The sequence below is a fragment of the Sulfitobacter sp. SH22 genome (genome assembly GCF_965641905.1).
Lineage (GTDB): Bacteria > Pseudomonadota > Alphaproteobacteria > Rhodobacterales > Rhodobacteraceae > Sulfitobacter.
Genome location: NZ_OZ282573.1, coordinates 1553015 through 1567775, shown reverse-complemented (window position 1 = coordinate 1567775; position 14761 = coordinate 1553015). Strand labels below are relative to the sequence as shown.

Below are 14761 nucleotides of genomic sequence, written 5' to 3'. Positions count from 1 at the left end.
ACACCAAAAAGCGTTTTACTGGCCAAGCAAACGAATCCCGCAGCAGGCCACGCGAATCAATCCGTCTGCGGGGTGTCTTCGAAAATGGCCGCGAATGCCGCCTGCAAGGCGACATCAAGCGTATCCATCGTTACGGGCAGCCCAAGATCGACCAGCGACGTCACGCCATGGGTGGTGATGCCGCAGGGAACAATCCCGCCAAAGTGGCTCAGATCGGGTTCGACATTGATGCTGATGCCGTGAAAGCTGACCCATTTGCGCAAGCGTATTCCGATGGCCGCGATTTTATCTTCGGGGGTCTGACCGTTGATATTCAACGGCTTGTCTGGGCGCTGGACCCAGACGCCGACACGGCCTTCGCGAATTTCGCCCTTGATGTTGAAACTGTCGAGGGTGGCGATCACCCATGCCTCAAGCTGCTGGACAAAGCGGCGCACATCGCGTCCGCGTTTGCCCACGTCGAGCATGACATAAACCACCCGTTGGCCCGGCCCGTGATAGGTGTACTGCCCGCCCCGGCGGGTTTCATAGACGGGAAACCGGTCAGGGTCGGTCAGATCGGTGATTTTGGCCGAAGTCCCCGCAGTATAAAGTGGCGGGTGTTCGACCAGCCAGATGCATTCCTCGGCGGTGCCGTCGGCGATGCGGGTTGCACGGTCTTCCATCCACGCCTCGGCGGTGCGAAAATCGGTCAAGCCGTCAGAGATAATCCATTCCACCATAGCCGTCTGCTTAGCGTCCCGCGTCAGGCTTGCAAAGACATGTGATCGCTAGCCCGCCGCTTTTTCAGCCATGATCTGTTGAATGACTTGAGTGTAATTATCCGAACCCTGCGCGCCGGTGACCAGATATTTGCCCTCGAATACCATTGCGGGCACGCCGCTGATTCCCTGACCGGTCCAAACGCCTTCCAACTCGCGTACCGCATCGGCGTGGCTGCCGCTTTCCAGCACTTCGGCGGCTTTCGCGCGGTCCAGACCCACCGTTTCAGCCACATCGACCAGCACCGTGTGATCCGACACATCGCGCCCTTGGGTGAAATGCGCCTGAAACAGCGCCAGCTTGAGCGGGTGTTGTAGGTTGTGTTCCTGCGCCCAATGCAAAAGCTGGTGCGCGGCAAAGCTGTTGACGATGCGGCTGTCGGGGGTGAATTGAAAATCGATTCCCAAGCCTTGCCCGATCTGCACCAGATGCGCCCGATTTTGCGCCGATTGTTCAGGGCTTGCACCATATTTCTCGGCGATATGTTCCGCGGTATTCTGACCCTCGGGGGGCATCTGCGGGTTCAGCTCGAACGGGTGCCAGCGGATGAAGGCCCCCACGCCGGTCTGCGCCAGCGCTTGTTCCAACTGGCGATACCCCACGATGCACCACGGGCACATGACATCTGAAACGATGTCGATTTGCAGGGCAGGGGCGGTTTGTGCGGGCGCGTCATTGGTCACGTTGGATCACCTATTTTCATTGCTTGCACCTAAAGTCAGGTTTCGCGGGGCTAATTCAAGGGGGCAGTGGAATTACGCTGGGAAGGGCCGGTTAAATCATCTTGTTCGAAATGATGAGGATTGCCTCTTCACAAGGGGAAGAAGTTTGTCTAAACGAGCCTCACCATCCATGGCGTGCGGTCGTGGCGGAATGGTAGACGCGCAGCGTTGAGGTCGCTGTGGGGTAACACCCGTGAGAGTTCGAGTCTCTCCGACCGCACCAATTTATTTTACATTAGTTAATATTTTCAACGGCTTGCCGGCTGTATTTGGATTGGTATCCGCCAATTTATCCCTCAATACGTTTGAAAGGCCCACCAGCGGGGGGTCCAGAGCGATTTAGGGTTCACATCGGCGTTGTTGCAGAAGTCCCTCGTAGGACGTGACTGCCCCTTTCCCGCTGGGGTTATGCCACGCGTTCGATCTCGGCGGTACCTTGCGCCATTGACGCCGCCCCTGAACACCATGCTTGCGGGCCTGCCATCCGCAGCAGGCTGGCAACCTTCCCGGCGGTCTGGCGCAAAGGCAGCTTGAACAGCACTTTGATTGAGAGGCAGAACTGGATCGCAGCATCAGAGAAGACCGGCGGTCGCCCGTCACGCGGTGCGAGCCACGTCATCTCCTTGTCGACCCAGATCAGCAGCGATCCCGGCTTCCTGAGCGATGCATTGTAGCTGGACCAATTGGTGATGCGGTAGCGGGCGGGTGATGGCTTGCTCGTGCAGATCCTGTAACTGCATGGATTCACAATGTGAATCCGCCCTCTTCGGAGATATGCAACAACGCCTTCCCCATGCGAAACCTCGCAGCAAGGCCGCTCTGGATATGACTGATATGCGAAATTGACTGTACGGCAGGTTGTCGCTACGAATTATATGCAGATACATATAAAGTGGTGCCGGAGCGATAGACAACGGGCCACCTTCAACCGGGAGGATCGACATGAACACCTTGAGAATGCTTACTGCCGCTATCGTCACTGCCACCTCGCTAACCTCGCCCGCCTTCGCGCAAGAAGTCACGTTGCGCGGCGTGTCCGCCTTTAATCTCGGCACCACATTCAGCCGCGAATTTGAATCCTTCGTCGGATGGGTCAACGAGAACGGCAAAGGTGTTGTCCAGATCCAGATCATCGGCGGGCCCGAAGCAGTGCCCCCCTTCGAGTTGGGCAATGCCGTGCAATCCGGCGTGGTGGACATCGCCAACAATACGTCGGCCTTCTATCCCAATCTTGTCCCGACAGGTGACGCGATCCACCTGGCTGAAAATACAGTGCAAGAACAGCGCGCGAACGGCTGCTATGATGTCATCGACCGCATCCACCAAGAGCAGATGAACGCCAAATATCTAGCGCGTGCGGGTGACGGAATGGGCTTTCATCTTTACCTGACCAAGCCGGTCGAAGGGCCGGACCTGAGTGGTCTGACCATTCGCACCACGCCGGTCTATCAGGCAATGTTTGCGGCGCTTGGCGCAAATCTGGTGCGCACCGCACCGGGCGAGGTCTATAGCGCGCTGGAGCGCGGCGCGATTGACGGCTACGGCTGGCCTTCCCAGGGCGTGCTGGATCTTGGCTGGGACGAACAGACAAAATACCGCGTCGATCCCAGCTTTTACAATGTCGACGTAAACCTGTTGGTCAATCTTGATGTCTGGAACGGGCTGACCGATGAACAGCGCGCCAAGCTTGAAGAAGGGGCCGCCTGGATGGAATCGTTGAACGCCAACAATACCGACCTCAATGCAGCCGAATACGCCAAACAGGCCGAGGCGGGGATCGAAACGATCACCTTTGACGCGGCCGGTGCGGAAAAATGGCTGAACACGGCACGGGACGCCGGTTGGGCCGCTGTCGACGCCATCGATGCGCCCTTGGCCAAAGAACTTCGCGCCTGCCTGGTCAAGTAATCAAAGATGATCGGACACATCTTTGACCGGGCCCTCTGGATGCTTGCCGTGTGTTCGGCAGGCATCCTGGGTTTGATTGCCGTGACCATCGCGATCAACGTGGCATTGCGCAACCTTGGCTTGCCGGTCATCTACGGCGCGCTGGACGCGATACAATACGCACTGATGATTGCCACTTTCATGGGGGCACCTTGGGTCCTGGCGCAGGGTGGTCACGTCAAAGTCGACCTGCTCACCAGCGCTTTGCCCCCCCGGGCAGAGCAGACAGTAGGCCGTGTCACCAATCTGATCGGGGCGGTCACGGCGGGGATTCTGGGTTGGTACGGGCTTCAAGCCGCAATTGCCTCAGCCGCGCGCGGGTCGATGATCCGCACATCATTTGTGATCCCGGAATGGTGGATGCTGGCATTCGTGCCTGCGTCCATGGCGCTTTGTGTTGCCGTCTTCCTACGCAAGGTACTGCAGCCTGGCATGCCCGACGCCCCGCTGAGCGGGCTTTAGCATCATGGATTGGGGATTAACTCTGACATTGATGCTGGGGGGCCTGGCGGTACTCTTGCTTATCGGCCTGCCCGTCGCCTTTGCATTCATTGCCGTCACCACGGTCGGCGCGTATTTCGTTCTGGGCGGTGAACGTGGCATCCTGCAATTGGCGCGAAATTCGGCGCAGTCGGTGGCGAACTTCCAGCTTGCCCCGATCCCGCTATTTATCCTGATGGGCGAGATCTTATTTCAGACTGGTGTCGCACACCGGGCCATTGACGCGATTGAACGGGTCGTGACGCGCATCCCAGGGCGTATGTCCGTGGTCACAATCTTTGGCGGTACGATCTTTGCTGCCTTGTCCGGATCCACCATCGCAAATACGGCAATGCTGGGCAGTACGCTGTTGCCGGGCATGCTCAAGCGAGGCTACCACCCGTCGATGGCCATGGGCCCGATCATGGCATCCGGCGCGATTGCAATGCTGATCCCGCCCTCGGCTCTGGCGGTTCTGGTCGGCTCGCTCGCGGGAATATCCATTGCCGGGTTACTGGTCGCAGGGGTCATCCCCGCACTGCTGCTGGCGCTTTTATTCGTGGCCTATGTGGTCGGGCGCAGCATTCTTGACCCTTCGGTCGCCCCCCTGACACACAGGAAAAAATGAGCCTGAGGGAAAGGTGGACGCCCTTCGTCCTCTATGTGCTTCCGCTGTCGGTGCTGTTTGCCGTGGTGATCGGATCACTGCTGCTGGGGATCGCAACGCCGACAGAAAGCGCTGCCTTGGGCAGTCTGACCGCAGTCGCCATCGGCGCAGCCTATCGCGCGCTGACTTGGGCAAAACTGGGCCGCGCGCTGATGGAAACGCTCAAGCTTTCAGTGATGATCCTGTTCATTATCGCAGCAAGCCAGACTTTCGCGCAGGTTCTGTCCTTTTCCGGAGCCACAAACGGCCTCATCAACGCCATCAACAGCTTTGACCCGACCCCGCTGATGGTGTTGCTTGGCATGATAGCGATCCTACTATTTCTGGGCTGCTTCATTGATCAGGTGTCGATGCTGATGGTCACCGTTCCGGTCTTTGTGCCGCTGGCCAATGCGATGGGGATCGACCCGTTGGTTTTGGGCGTGGTCTATCTTCTGACGATGGAGATTGGGCTGCTAACGCCCCCCTTTGGATTGCTTTTGTTCGTGATGCGCGGCGTGGCACCACCCGAAATCCGCATGCGCGACATCTATGCGGCGGTGACGCCTTTCGTTCTGATCAAGCTTTTTGTGCTTGGCCTGATCGTCTGGCTGCCCGAACTGGGCACATGGTTGCCGGGGTTGATGGGCAGATAGGCTTGATTGAGAAACAATAAATTCGGCTTCTGAGCTAAATTACCTTTGATCGCCCACTCATCCAGGCCCGGCCCGGCACTTGGAAGAGGCGCATTGTGGTCACCCTCTGGATGGCGACAGATAACCGTACCAATTATCCATGATTCGCGATTGGTGTTACGAGGTCCCTAGGTGTCTGATTCCACGGTTTGATGCCGCTCCTTTGATCGCATTTGCTGCAACAAAGGAGACTGACCATGGGACTGAAACGGACGGGCGAATTCCGGCAAGATGCGGTGCGCATCGCGCTGACCAGCGGGCTAACGCGTATGCAGGTTGCTGATGATCCACTGCGCGGCAGGGTATTGCGCAGCTATGTCCCGAGAGTGGCAGCCCACGGATGACCGAAGAGCTGAAAGAGATCGGATTGGATATCGGTCACCGCCGTATCGGCTGTTTGATGCGCCAGAACGGCATATCTGTGGTCAGAACACGGAAACACAAGGTGACGACAGACAGCAATCATACGTTCAACATCGCACCGAACCTGCTTGACCGGAACTTTACAGCAGATCAGCCAAACCAGACATGGGCCGGTGACATCACTTATATTTCGACGCGCGAAGGGTGGCTGTATCTCGCTGTAATACTGGACCTGCATTCCCGACGCGTGATCGGTTGGGCGGTGAGCAACAGGATGAAGCGAGACCTGGCGATCCGGGCGTTAAACATGGCGATAGCATTCCGCTCACCGCCCAAAGGGCTGCATCCATCACACGGATCTCGTGTCGCAATATTGTTCGCACGACTATCAGAAAATCCTGCGACAGCACGGCTTCAAAGTGTCCCCTCTCGCGCATGTGAACATGCACTGCCGGGCAGTGCATGAGTGGAAAGGGAAATTGCTATGACTGTGAGTATGGTATTGCGGCTTGATGGCCTGACCCATGTTACGATTGACTGCGTGTCATTGCGTTGACGTGTCGACCATCAAGCGCCCCGGCAACGGGCGAGATGTGACCTTATAGGAGTCTGACGGGAACGCCCCATCACAGTCCTGTCCCCTCGGATCGGTGCCTGGGCATTCTTAACAATGAGGGCCTCACGCTTGATAACCCGTTTTCCGGCTGTGTCAGACGTCAGCGCTGATGGGGCTTTTGTTCGTTGTCGGCGTGATGCAGGCTGCATGGATCATCGCGATCACGATCTTTGTTCTGATCGAAAAGGCCGTTCCCGCGGGCGATGTGGTTTCCAAGGTCGCTGGTGCGGGCATGATCGGGGCGGGGGTGTGGACCATGGTCTGAAACGGGGGGCGAGCCGGATATTGAAAAACTCCCGTTGCCAACTGCGCGTCGCGGTTGTTGAGCCGGTTCGCGCGTTGTTCTACCATCATCCTGTAAACGCGCCACAATATCCGAACGCCTCGAAAGGAACACGCAGCATGATTGCCTATGTCACCGTTGGTGCTGATGATATCGCCCGCGCGAAGCGGTTTTATTCAGCGTTCTTGCCAGCCCTCGGGTACGGGCTGAAAGAGGGGCCTGAGGGGCTGAGCTATGCGCTGCCGGTTCAACCGGGGCAGTCTGCCCCTTTGCCGGATTTCTACGTTAAACCGACCTTTGACGGTAATGCTGCCTCGGCCGGGAACGGGACCATGATCGCATTCGAGGCGCGCAATCAAGCTCAGGTTCGGGACCTGCACGCCGCTGCCCTTGCCGCTGGCGGCTTTGACGAGGGCCAGCCCGGTTTTCGCGTGTCATATGGACCGCATTTCTATGTTGGCTACCTTCGCGACCCCCAAGGCAACAAGATCGCGCTCTTTTCCAGCGATCCGTCTGAACCCGGTCGGGACGGGTAGCGGTGGCGACACAGGCTGCGACACCGCATTCCTTGCAGGTCAGATCACAAAGCTGCTTTGGCCTGTTTGCCTCTCCATAGGATAAAAAGGCCTGAAAACACGATCAAACCGGACCCGACCAGCATTTCCAGGCTCAGCCGTTCGCCAAACAGGATAACCCCGAATGCCAAGCCGAACAGCAGCCGCGTGTATCTGAAGGGGGTGACGGCGGATACTTCACCGGTGCGCATCGCCTTCATCAGGCAGGAATAAGCCGCAACGCCTGCGAGGACTGCCCCAAGCAGAAATACCCAAACCTCGGCGCTTGGACGCACGAAGGGTGCGGATTGCCAAGCCGAAATGGCGACGCCGGCGATAATGACAGACAGGAAACCATATAGGCCAAGGATCGAGGTGTGCAGCGTGGCAGGTGCGGCACGGCTGGCCAGATCGCGGCCCGCAAAGCCGATCATTCCGATAATGGCCAGAAAGGACAGGCCCGAAAAACTATCCGTTCCGGGCTGAAGGATGACGACAACTCCCAACAGCCCGATAAAAACGGCCAGCCATCTGCGCCAGCCGACCCGTTCGCCAAAGACCAAAGCGGCCCCTGCGACCACTGCCAGCGGGGTCGCCTGAAGGATAACGGTCGCCGCAGACAACGGGGTCAGCGCAATTGCCAGCACATAGAACAGACGGCCGATGATCTCAAAGAACATGCGAATACACATGGGGCGCGACACGACATCCTGGACGAACAGCGGCTGCTTGTTGGCGCGCGCCACAAGCGCAAAGACCAATGCGCCCCCCAAGCCGAACAGGATCAGAATTTGACCGACGGGCAGGGTTTCGGACACGGCTTTTACAAAGGCGTCCTCAATGGCGAAACCCGCCATCGACGCGATCATCCAGATGCTGCCGATCAGGTTGGCCCGGCTGTCCGTTGCAATGTCAATTCTCAAAGGGTGCCTCAATGCTGGTGAACTGCGCTGAAGCCAAGCATTTCCGCAGTCCCTTACCTTACACGTCAGTATTTGGCAGGCCGGGAACTTTCAACCTGATTGGTCAGATGCGCATGCGGGGGACATCATCAGGGTCAAGCCGAAGGTCGATCAGGAAGGGGCCCTTGCGGGTCTCAAGCGCTGCAAGCGCGCGTTCAAGCGCATCATTCGAGCGCACCTCGACCCCGTCTGCGCCAAGCGATTTGGCAATCTGGGCGAAAGACGGCCAGGTGAATTGTGTCAGGCTTGGGTCCATCTTGCGGTCGACGAACTGGATGTGTTCGGCCCCATAGGCGGAATCGTTCGCGATGATCACGATCAGATCCAGCCCAAGGCGCACGGCTGTGTTGAATTCATTGATTCCGCCCATCATGAACCCGCCATCGCCACTGAACAGCACGACCGGACGATCCGGCGCGGCAACCGCTGCCCCGATAGCTTCTTGCAGCCCCAATCCGATGGCCCCGAAATTCACCGTACTGACAAAGCTGCGCGGGTCGGGCACCGAAATGCGGCACCAGACCTCTGTCATGAAACGCCCCCCGTCCGTGACCAAGACGCGGTTTTCGGGCAGGGCCTGTTCCAACCGATCAAGCGCGTAGACATAATTCACGAAACCTTCCGGTGCCTTGCCCGATCCTGCCACATGGGCGGTAAGCGACGCGGTATCGAGTTCGCGGGTAAAGCCGCTGGCGGGGATCTCGGCCTCGTCCAGCCAATGCAGGATGGTGTCAGCGGTCAGCCCCGCATCGGCGATCAGGGCCGCATCGGGGTGCAGCCCGCCGCCAATCGCGGTCGGGTCGCTGTCGATTTGCACGATCCGTTTGTCTTTCATCAACTTGCCACGGTCCGTTGTGAAATCATGCAGCGCTGCGCCAAAGCAGATAATACAATCGGATTTCGCGATCAGGTCATAGGCGGCGGGGGTCGACAGGGTGCCAAAAATATCGATGTTATAGGGGTGATCGTTGAAAAGACCCTTGGCCCGAAGCGTCGTTGCAAGCGGTGCTTCCAGCCGGTCGGCCAGTCGCACCAACTGATCGCGTGCATGGATGGCCCCGCCCCCCGCAAGGATCAAAGGACGCCGCGCCGAGGCGATCATCCCAATCGCATTATCCAGAATATCACCTTCGGCCACCCCGCCGGGGGTGGTGAACACATCCAGCACCTGAAGGGTGTAATCCGCTTCTTGCCACATGAAATCAGCGGGCATGTTCAACACGATAGGGCGGCGTTCGACACGGGCGCGGTAGAACGCCCGCGCGACGTCCTCGCAGACGGTTGCGGGCGTGCGAAGCTGCACAAACCCTGCGCCTGTGACCTTGACCAGTTCGCGCTGGTCGATGCTTTGCAGGTGGCGCGGATTGTCTGCGGGGGTGTCCCCGGCCAGAACGACCATCGGGCTATGTCCCCGCGCGGCTTCGGTCAGCGCGGTCAGACAATTGGAGAGCGCGGGCCCGTGGGTGACGGTTGCAACCCCGACATGGCCCGAAACATGGGCATAGGCCGCCGCCATCAGGATCGTGCTGCCCTCATGGGCTGCGGGGATGAAATCACCGCCACAATCGCGCACAAAACTGTCGACCATGAACAGGTTTGCATCCCCCATCAGGCCGAACATCTTTTGGGTTCCGTGGTCTTTGGTGGCACGTGCAATGGATTGATAAACATGGTTCTGGGGGGACATTGGCGTGACCTTTTCCTCAAATTTGACAGCTTCGACGGGCTTTGAGGGATGATACTGTCTGTGTTGCGTGAAATTGCTTCTAAATTGGTCTGTTTTGGGTCAGGCTGGGTGAGTTATGCCTGATATCCACAAAAAGTAGGTAAATCTTTGCTCGATTCATTTGAAAAGCTCATCCTGAAGGTTCTGCAACGCGACGGGCGCGCCAACACGCAAGCGCTCTCGGATGCTGTGGGGCTGTCGCCCTCTCCGTGCTGGCGGCGGGTCAAACGGTTGGAGGAAGAGGGCTACATCACCCGCTATGCGGCAATTCTGGATGGCAAAAAGCTGGGTCTACATGCTTTTGCCCATATTCAGGTGTCGCTGGTGGATCATGACGTTGCCTCGATTGATACATTCCAGGCCTTTGTGGACAAGAACGACCAGGTGCTGGAATGTTCGTCGATCACGGGTGACTTTGACTATATTCTCAAAGTTGCTGCCAAAGACCCCGAAAGCCTTGAGCAATTCATCATGCACAGCCTTCTGCGGCTCAAGGTCGTGCGGACGACGACTACTACCTTTATCCTGCGGCAAATGAAGGTGTCCGGCGCGCTGCCAGTCGATCTTTGAGCGGTTGTCAAAGCCAGCCTTGCTGCAAGCGCGTTTGCTTTGGCGCGCGTTTGACCCGCTGTGACGTTACGGCGTTGCGCGGGAAACCCTTTCGCTTCTTTGGGAACTCGGTCTAGCCTTGGGCGGCAGCGGCTTTGCCGTTGCCCTGAATAATACCGATGGCGACGCAGGTATCACACCATAGCGCGACCAAGGGGGAGGGCAGATCATGACCGAACAAAAACACTATCGCACCTGCAATATTTGCGAGGCCATGTGCGGCCTGATCATCACCCACACCAAGGATCGGGTGATCAGCGTCAAACCCGACCCTGACGATCCCCTGTCGCGGGGGCATATCTGCCCCAAGGCCGTCGCGTTGCAGGATTTTCGCACCGATCCCGACCGTGTGACCGCGCCACTGCTCAAGGTGGATGGCGCATTCAAAGAGGTGTCTTGGGAGGAAGCGCTGGACGTGGCCACAACCCGCCTGCGCGCCGTGCAAGAGGCATATGGCAAAGACGCGGTCGGGGTTTATCTGGGCAATCCCAACGCGCATAAATTCGGCAATCTGTTGAACCTTCCGGGGCTGGTTCGGGCATTGGGCACCAAGAACCGCTATTCCTCGGCGACGGCAGATCAGATCCCCCATCACGTTGCATCAATTCACATGCTGGGCCACCCGATGCTGATGCCGATCCCCGATGTGGATCGCACGGATTTCATGTTGATCTTGGGGGGCAATCCGCTGGTGTCGAACGGGTCGATGATGACCGCGCCCGGATTTGGCAAACGCATGGACGAAATCGCAGCACGGGGGGGGCAGGTGGTGGTGATCGACCCGCGCCGCACCGAAACAGCCGAAAAGGCTGCGGCGCATCACTTTATCCGCCCCGAGACCGATGCCGTTTTGCTGCTTGCGCTGATCCACGAGGTTTTCGCCACGGGCAAGCAGCGTCTGGGGCATCTTGAGCCTGTGGTGAGCGGTCTGGACGCGCTGCAAGCAGCCGCCGCGCCCTTTACGCCGGAAATGGCAGCCGAAGTGACAGGCATTGACGCGGGCACGATCCGTGCGCTTGCGGCCAGTTTCATCGGGGCCAAGCGCGCCGTGTGTTATGCGCGCATGGGGGCCTCAACCCAAAGCTTTGGCGGGCTGTCCCTGTGGGCGGCATATGCGCTTAATGTCATCACCGGAAACTTTGACGCCGAGGGCGGTGCGATGTTCACCATGCCCGCATTCGATTACGCGGGCATGACATCGCGCAAGGGTAAGGTGCGCAGCTATCCCGAGGCGCGTTCGCGTGTGTCCGGCCAGCCTTTGTACAACGGCGAATTTCCTGTCTCGGTGATGGCCGAGGAAATGGAAACCGCAGGCGACGGCCAGATCAAGGCGCTGGTCACCGTTGCGGGCAATCCGGTTCTGACCGCGCCAAACGGGCGGCGGATCGAGCGGGCCATCGAAAAGCTGGAGTTTGTGATCTGCGTGGATATCCACATCAACGACACCTCGCGCCATGCCGATTTGATCCTGCCCGGAACCGTTGCGCTGGAGGAGGCCGTCTATGACATGGTGTTCCACAGCTTTGCCGTGCGCAATACCGCCGCCTATGCCCGCCCGCTGTTTGATCCGCCCAAAAACGTGATGCCTGAATGGGAGCTGATCGCCCGTCTGACCGACCGGCTCGAAACGCCCGATCAGCGGCTTCACCTTGCGCCGTCGGTCTATCTGGAAGATCTGCCGCGTCTGCTGGCGTTTGTGGATCAGCGGGACGCCGATTATCCCTTTGCCATGATCGGACGCCGGCAGGTCCGCAGTCACAACAGCTGGACCCAGAACAGCCCGCGTCTGGTCAAGGGGCGCAACCGCTGCACCGTTGAGGTCAATATCACCGATGCAGATCGTCTGGGGATCAGCGATGGGATGGACGTGCGGGTGTCGTCCCGCGTTGGGACGGTGACGTTGCCGGTCGAGATTACGGATACGATGGCACCGGGTGTCGTTTCGATCCCGCAAGGGTGGGGCCAAAGCGGTGACACGATCAGCGTGGCGGCAAGTGCGGGGACCGTTTCAATCAACGATCTGACCGATGACCGCCGCATTGACCCGCTGACGGGGAATGCCGCCTTTAACGGGGTGCCGGTGCGTATCGATCTTGCGTCCTGAGCGCGATCCGGCGCTCAGATCAGAAGGGTTACACCGCTGCCGTGTCAGGGGATCGGTCATCAAGCTGCGCTGTGGCAAGCAAGCTGATGGCGATCATCACCGCCGCCGTACCCAGGCACAGCGCAAGCCCGCCCAGTTGATAGGTCAGGCCCGACAGCACGGTCCCCACCAACCGCCCCGCCGCGTTGGACATATAGTAGAACCCCACATCCATCGTGACCCGTTTCGCATCGGTAAAGCTGAGGATCAAAAAGGAATGGAGCGCTGAATTCACGGCAAAAATCCCTCCGAAAACCAGCAGGCCCAGAACGAGTGTCACAGTGAGCGGGGGGGACGGCGCGGGGGCGACCCAGACCAAAGCGGCCAGCACTGCCGGCACGATCACTAGGGCACCGACCCATGCCCGCGCCTGCGCCAAAATCTGTGCGTCACTGCGGGATGCCGCCCGCAAAATGCGCGGTGCCCAGCCCTGCACGACGCCGTAAAGGATGGTCCACACCGCCATGAACGACCCGATCATAAAGAACGCGGCACGGTTACCGGCCTCTGATCCGTCAGACAGCACCGCATAGAAATAGATCGGGATGCCCACCACAAACCACACATCCCGCGCCCCGAACAAAAACAGCCGCGCAGCGCTGAGCCAGTTGATGTTGCGGTTCTTTGAAAACACCTCAAGGAATTTTGCATCCTTGCGCCCGACCGGCAGGCCCGTTGGCATCCCGACGACAACACCGGCAAGGATGACAAACAGGATCGCGGCCATCGTCAGCACCGACGGGACAAACCCCAGTATGGCCAACAGCGCCGCCCCCAGCAAAAATCCGCAGCCCTTGACGGCATTCTTTGAACCGGTCAGCAGCGCTACCCAGCGAAACAACCCGCCACCATCCGTAGGGGCAAGGATTTTCACCGCACTTTTGGAGCTCATCTTGGCCAGATCCTTGGCAACGCCCGACATGCCCTGCACCAGCATGACAAAGACGACAGACGCGGTGATGCCCCACGCCGGATCAAGCTGCGCCAGCGCCAGTAACGCGACCACCTGCAGGGCAAGCCCGGCATAAAGCGTCGCCGTCAGACCAAACCGCGCGGCGATCCACCCCGCCGACAGGTTGGTCACAACACCTGCGATTTCGTACAGCACAAACAGATAGGCCAGTTGCACCGGCGAAAAGCCCAGCGTGTGGAAATGCAGCAGCACCAGCATCCGCAGGGCACCGTCGGTCAGCATGAAGGCCCAATAGGCCGCCGTCACCGTCATATAGGCTGCAAAGCCCGCAGGGCGTGTCACAGCTTGCCCCCAACCATCAAGGCCACATCGACCAGCCGGTAGGCATAGCCGTATTCATTATCATACCACGCATAGATTTTCACCTGCGTGCCATTCACCACCATCGTCGATGGCGCGTCGATGATACTGCTGCGGGTATCGTTCGTGTAATCCGATGACACCAAAGGCCGGGTCTCATAGCCCAGGATACCCTGAAGCGGGCCATTGGCGGCGGTCTCGAACAGGGCGTTTACTTCCTCCACCGTCGTTTCGCGGGCCATTTCAAACACGCAATCGGTGATGGAGGCGTTCAGCAACGGCACGCGCACCGCATGGCCGTTCAGCTTTCCGGCCAGTTCGGGATAGATCAATGTGATCGCCGTCGCCGATCCGGTCGTGGTGGGGATCAGGTTGGTCAAAGCCGACCGCGCGCGGCGCAAGTCCTTGGCGGGGCGGTCCACAATCGTCTGGGTATTGGTCACGTCATGGATCGTGGTGATGGACCCGTGTTTGATGCCGATCCCGTCCAGCAACACCTTGACCACCGGTGCCAGGCAATTCGTCGTACAGCTTGCCGCTGTGATGATCTGGTGGGTGTCCGCGTCATAGATCTCGTCATTCACACCATAAACGATGTTCGCCGTGGGGCCGTCCTTGACCGGGGCCGATACGATGACCTTTTTCACGCCAGCTGCAAAATACGGGGCCAGCTTGGCTTCGGTCTTGAACGCGCCGGTGCAGTCGATCACGACATCAACGCCCTCCAAGGGCAGGTCTTCCAGATTGCGGGTGCCGGTGACCGGAATGCGCATGCCATCGATGCTGATCGCATCTGCATCGGCCTCGAATTTGGCGGGCCAGCGTCCGTGAACGGAATCAAATTCCAGCAGATGCGCGTGCATCGCCGGATCGCCCACCGCATCATTGATAAAGGCGATCTTGGCCCCGCGTTCCAGCAGGGGGCGCAGGGCAATTTTACCGATCCGGCCAAGGCCGTTAAGTGCATAGGTTGTCATGAT

15 protein-coding genes, 1 tRNA gene and 2 pseudogenes are annotated in these 14761 nt (G+C 58.9%); 11 read left to right on the top strand and 7 right to left on the bottom strand.

What is annotated here, in order from left to right:
• Positions 1 to 56: 56 nt before the first annotated feature.
• Positions 57 to 749 carry a lipoyl(octanoyl) transferase LipB gene (gene lipB / locus ACSQ13_RS09600; RefSeq protein WP_295509463.1) on the bottom strand — a complete coding sequence of 231 codons (693 nt, stop codon included), beginning with the start codon at positions 747 to 749 and terminating at the stop codon, positions 57 to 59.
• 21 nt (positions 750 to 770) lie between these two features.
• Positions 771 to 1445, bottom strand: coding sequence for a DsbA family oxidoreductase (locus tag ACSQ13_RS09595; RefSeq protein WP_176249536.1), 675 nt, complete (start codon positions 1443 to 1445; stop codon positions 771 to 773).
• A gap of 176 nt (positions 1446 to 1621) precedes the next feature.
• Here ACSQ13_RS09595 and ACSQ13_RS09590 point away from each other — a divergent pair.
• Positions 1622 to 1707: transfer RNA gene (locus tag ACSQ13_RS09590), tRNA-Leu, on the top strand.
• 209 nt (positions 1708 to 1916) lie between these two features.
• On the opposite strand, the pseudogene ACSQ13_RS09585 reads toward ACSQ13_RS09590, so the two are convergent.
• Positions 1917 to 2211 (bottom strand): annotated as a pseudogene (locus tag ACSQ13_RS09585) (transposase); the annotation flags it as partial.
• A 215-nt stretch (positions 2212 to 2426) separates the two neighbouring features.
• Between ACSQ13_RS09585 and dctP the strand changes: the two are divergent.
• The 8 genes and pseudogenes from dctP (at position 2427) to ACSQ13_RS09545 (ending at position 7050) form a co-directional block, all read left to right on the top strand.
• Positions 2427 to 3392 carry a TRAP transporter substrate-binding protein DctP gene (gene dctP, locus ACSQ13_RS09580; RefSeq protein ID WP_255200148.1) on the top strand — a complete coding sequence of 322 codons (966 nt, stop codon included), beginning with the start codon at positions 2427 to 2429 and terminating at the stop codon, positions 3390 to 3392.
• Positions 3393 to 3398: 6 nt separating this feature from the next.
• Complete coding sequence (locus ACSQ13_RS09575; protein ID WP_176249535.1) at positions 3399 to 3893, top strand: TRAP transporter small permease; 495 nt, start codon at positions 3399 to 3401, stop codon at positions 3891 to 3893.
• Between the two features lie 4 nt (positions 3894 to 3897).
• On the top strand, positions 3898 to 4539 hold the full coding sequence (locus ACSQ13_RS09570; RefSeq protein ID WP_295509386.1) for a TRAP transporter large permease subunit: 642 nt from the start codon (positions 3898 to 3900) through the stop codon (positions 4537 to 4539).
• The gene (locus ACSQ13_RS09565) at positions 4536 to 5213 is read left to right on the top strand and encodes a TRAP transporter large permease subunit (RefSeq protein ID WP_295509384.1); all 678 of its coding nucleotides are present in this window, start codon (positions 4536 to 4538) and stop codon (positions 5211 to 5213) included. The genes ACSQ13_RS09570 and ACSQ13_RS09565 overlap by 4 nt, the downstream gene beginning before the upstream one ends.
• 236 nt (positions 5214 to 5449) lie before the next feature.
• On the top strand, positions 5450 to 5596 hold the full coding sequence (locus ACSQ13_RS09560) for a hypothetical protein (protein ID WP_375708108.1): 147 nt from the start codon (positions 5450 to 5452) through the stop codon (positions 5594 to 5596).
• Positions 5581 to 6104, top strand: a pseudogene (locus ACSQ13_RS09555) (IS3 family transposase); the annotation flags it as partial. The gene ACSQ13_RS09560 and the pseudogene ACSQ13_RS09555, both read left to right, overlap by 16 nt.
• Positions 6105 to 6340: 236 nt before the next feature.
• Positions 6341 to 6496, top strand: coding sequence for a DUF2182 domain-containing protein (locus ACSQ13_RS09550; RefSeq protein WP_176249533.1), 156 nt, complete (start codon positions 6341 to 6343; stop codon positions 6494 to 6496).
• A gap of 137 nt (positions 6497 to 6633) precedes the next feature.
• Positions 6634 to 7050 carry a VOC family protein gene (locus tag ACSQ13_RS09545; RefSeq protein WP_176249532.1) on the top strand — a complete coding sequence of 139 codons (417 nt, stop codon included), beginning with the start codon at positions 6634 to 6636 and terminating at the stop codon, positions 7048 to 7050.
• 44 nt (positions 7051 to 7094) lie between these two features.
• Here the strand turns inward: ACSQ13_RS09545 and ACSQ13_RS09540 are convergent, their stop codons facing one another.
• Complete coding sequence (locus ACSQ13_RS09540; protein WP_295509380.1) at positions 7095 to 7991, bottom strand: DMT family transporter; 897 nt, start codon at positions 7989 to 7991, stop codon at positions 7095 to 7097.
• Between the two features lie 103 nt (positions 7992 to 8094).
• Positions 8095 to 9717 (bottom strand): thiamine pyrophosphate-binding protein, encoded by a 1623-nt coding sequence (locus ACSQ13_RS09535; RefSeq protein WP_295509378.1) that lies wholly within the window; start codon positions 9715 to 9717, stop codon positions 8095 to 8097.
• A 147-nt stretch (positions 9718 to 9864) separates the two neighbouring features.
• Between ACSQ13_RS09535 and ACSQ13_RS09530 the strand changes: the two genes are divergently transcribed.
• Positions 9865 to 10326 (top strand): Lrp/AsnC family transcriptional regulator, encoded by a 462-nt coding sequence (locus ACSQ13_RS09530; RefSeq protein ID WP_295509376.1) that lies wholly within the window; start codon positions 9865 to 9867, stop codon positions 10324 to 10326.
• Positions 10327 to 10534: 208 nt separating this feature from the next.
• Positions 10535 to 12469 carry a molybdopterin oxidoreductase family protein gene (locus ACSQ13_RS09525; RefSeq protein ID WP_435988239.1) on the top strand — a complete coding sequence of 645 codons (1935 nt, stop codon included), beginning with the start codon at positions 10535 to 10537 and terminating at the stop codon, positions 12467 to 12469.
• Positions 12470 to 12497: 28 nt separating this feature from the next.
• On the opposite strand, the gene arsJ is transcribed toward ACSQ13_RS09525, so the two are convergent.
• A complete protein-coding gene (arsJ, locus tag ACSQ13_RS09520) occupies positions 12498 to 13733 on the bottom strand; it encodes an organoarsenical effux MFS transporter ArsJ (protein WP_435988249.1) in 1236 nt (411 codons plus the stop codon).
• A 26-nt stretch (positions 13734 to 13759) separates the two neighbouring features.
• Positions 13760 to 14758, bottom strand: a complete 999-nt coding sequence (locus ACSQ13_RS09515) for an ArsJ-associated glyceraldehyde-3-phosphate dehydrogenase (RefSeq protein WP_176249528.1) — start codon at positions 14756 to 14758, stop codon at positions 13760 to 13762.
• Positions 14759 to 14761 lie beyond the last annotated feature (3 nt).

What these genes read in the sequence shown, in the direction of transcription:
- dctP (WP_255200148.1), top strand. Translation starts at nt 2,427, where the DNA reads ATGAACACCTTGAGAATGCTTACTGCCGCTATCGTCACTGCCACCTCG.
- ACSQ13_RS09575 (WP_176249535.1), top strand. Translation starts at nt 3,399, where the DNA reads ATGATCGGACACATCTTTGACCGGGCCCTCTGGATGCTTGCCGTGTGT.
- ACSQ13_RS09570 (WP_295509386.1), top strand. Translation starts at nt 3,898, where the DNA reads ATGGATTGGGGATTAACTCTGACATTGATGCTGGGGGGCCTGGCGGTA.
- ACSQ13_RS09565 (WP_295509384.1), top strand. Translation starts at nt 4,536, where the DNA reads ATGAGCCTGAGGGAAAGGTGGACGCCCTTCGTCCTCTATGTGCTTCCG.
- ACSQ13_RS09560 (WP_375708108.1), top strand. Translation starts at nt 5,450, where the DNA reads ATGGGACTGAAACGGACGGGCGAATTCCGGCAAGATGCGGTGCGCATC.
- ACSQ13_RS09550 (WP_176249533.1), top strand. Translation starts at nt 6,341, where the DNA reads ATGGGGCTTTTGTTCGTTGTCGGCGTGATGCAGGCTGCATGGATCATC.
- ACSQ13_RS09545 (WP_176249532.1), top strand. Translation starts at nt 6,634, where the DNA reads ATGATTGCCTATGTCACCGTTGGTGCTGATGATATCGCCCGCGCGAAG.
- ACSQ13_RS09535 (WP_295509378.1), bottom strand. Translation starts at nt 9,717, where the DNA reads ATGTCCCCCCAGAACCATGTTTATCAATCCATTGCACGTGCCACCAAA.
- ACSQ13_RS09525 (WP_435988239.1), top strand. Translation starts at nt 10,535, where the DNA reads ATGACCGAACAAAAACACTATCGCACCTGCAATATTTGCGAGGCCATG.
- arsJ (WP_435988249.1), bottom strand. Translation starts at nt 13,733, where the DNA reads ATGACGGTGACGGCGGCCTATTGGGCCTTCATGCTGACCGACGGTGCC.
- ACSQ13_RS09515 (WP_176249528.1), bottom strand. Translation starts at nt 14,758, where the DNA reads ATGACAACCTATGCACTTAACGGCCTTGGCCGGATCGGTAAAATTGCC.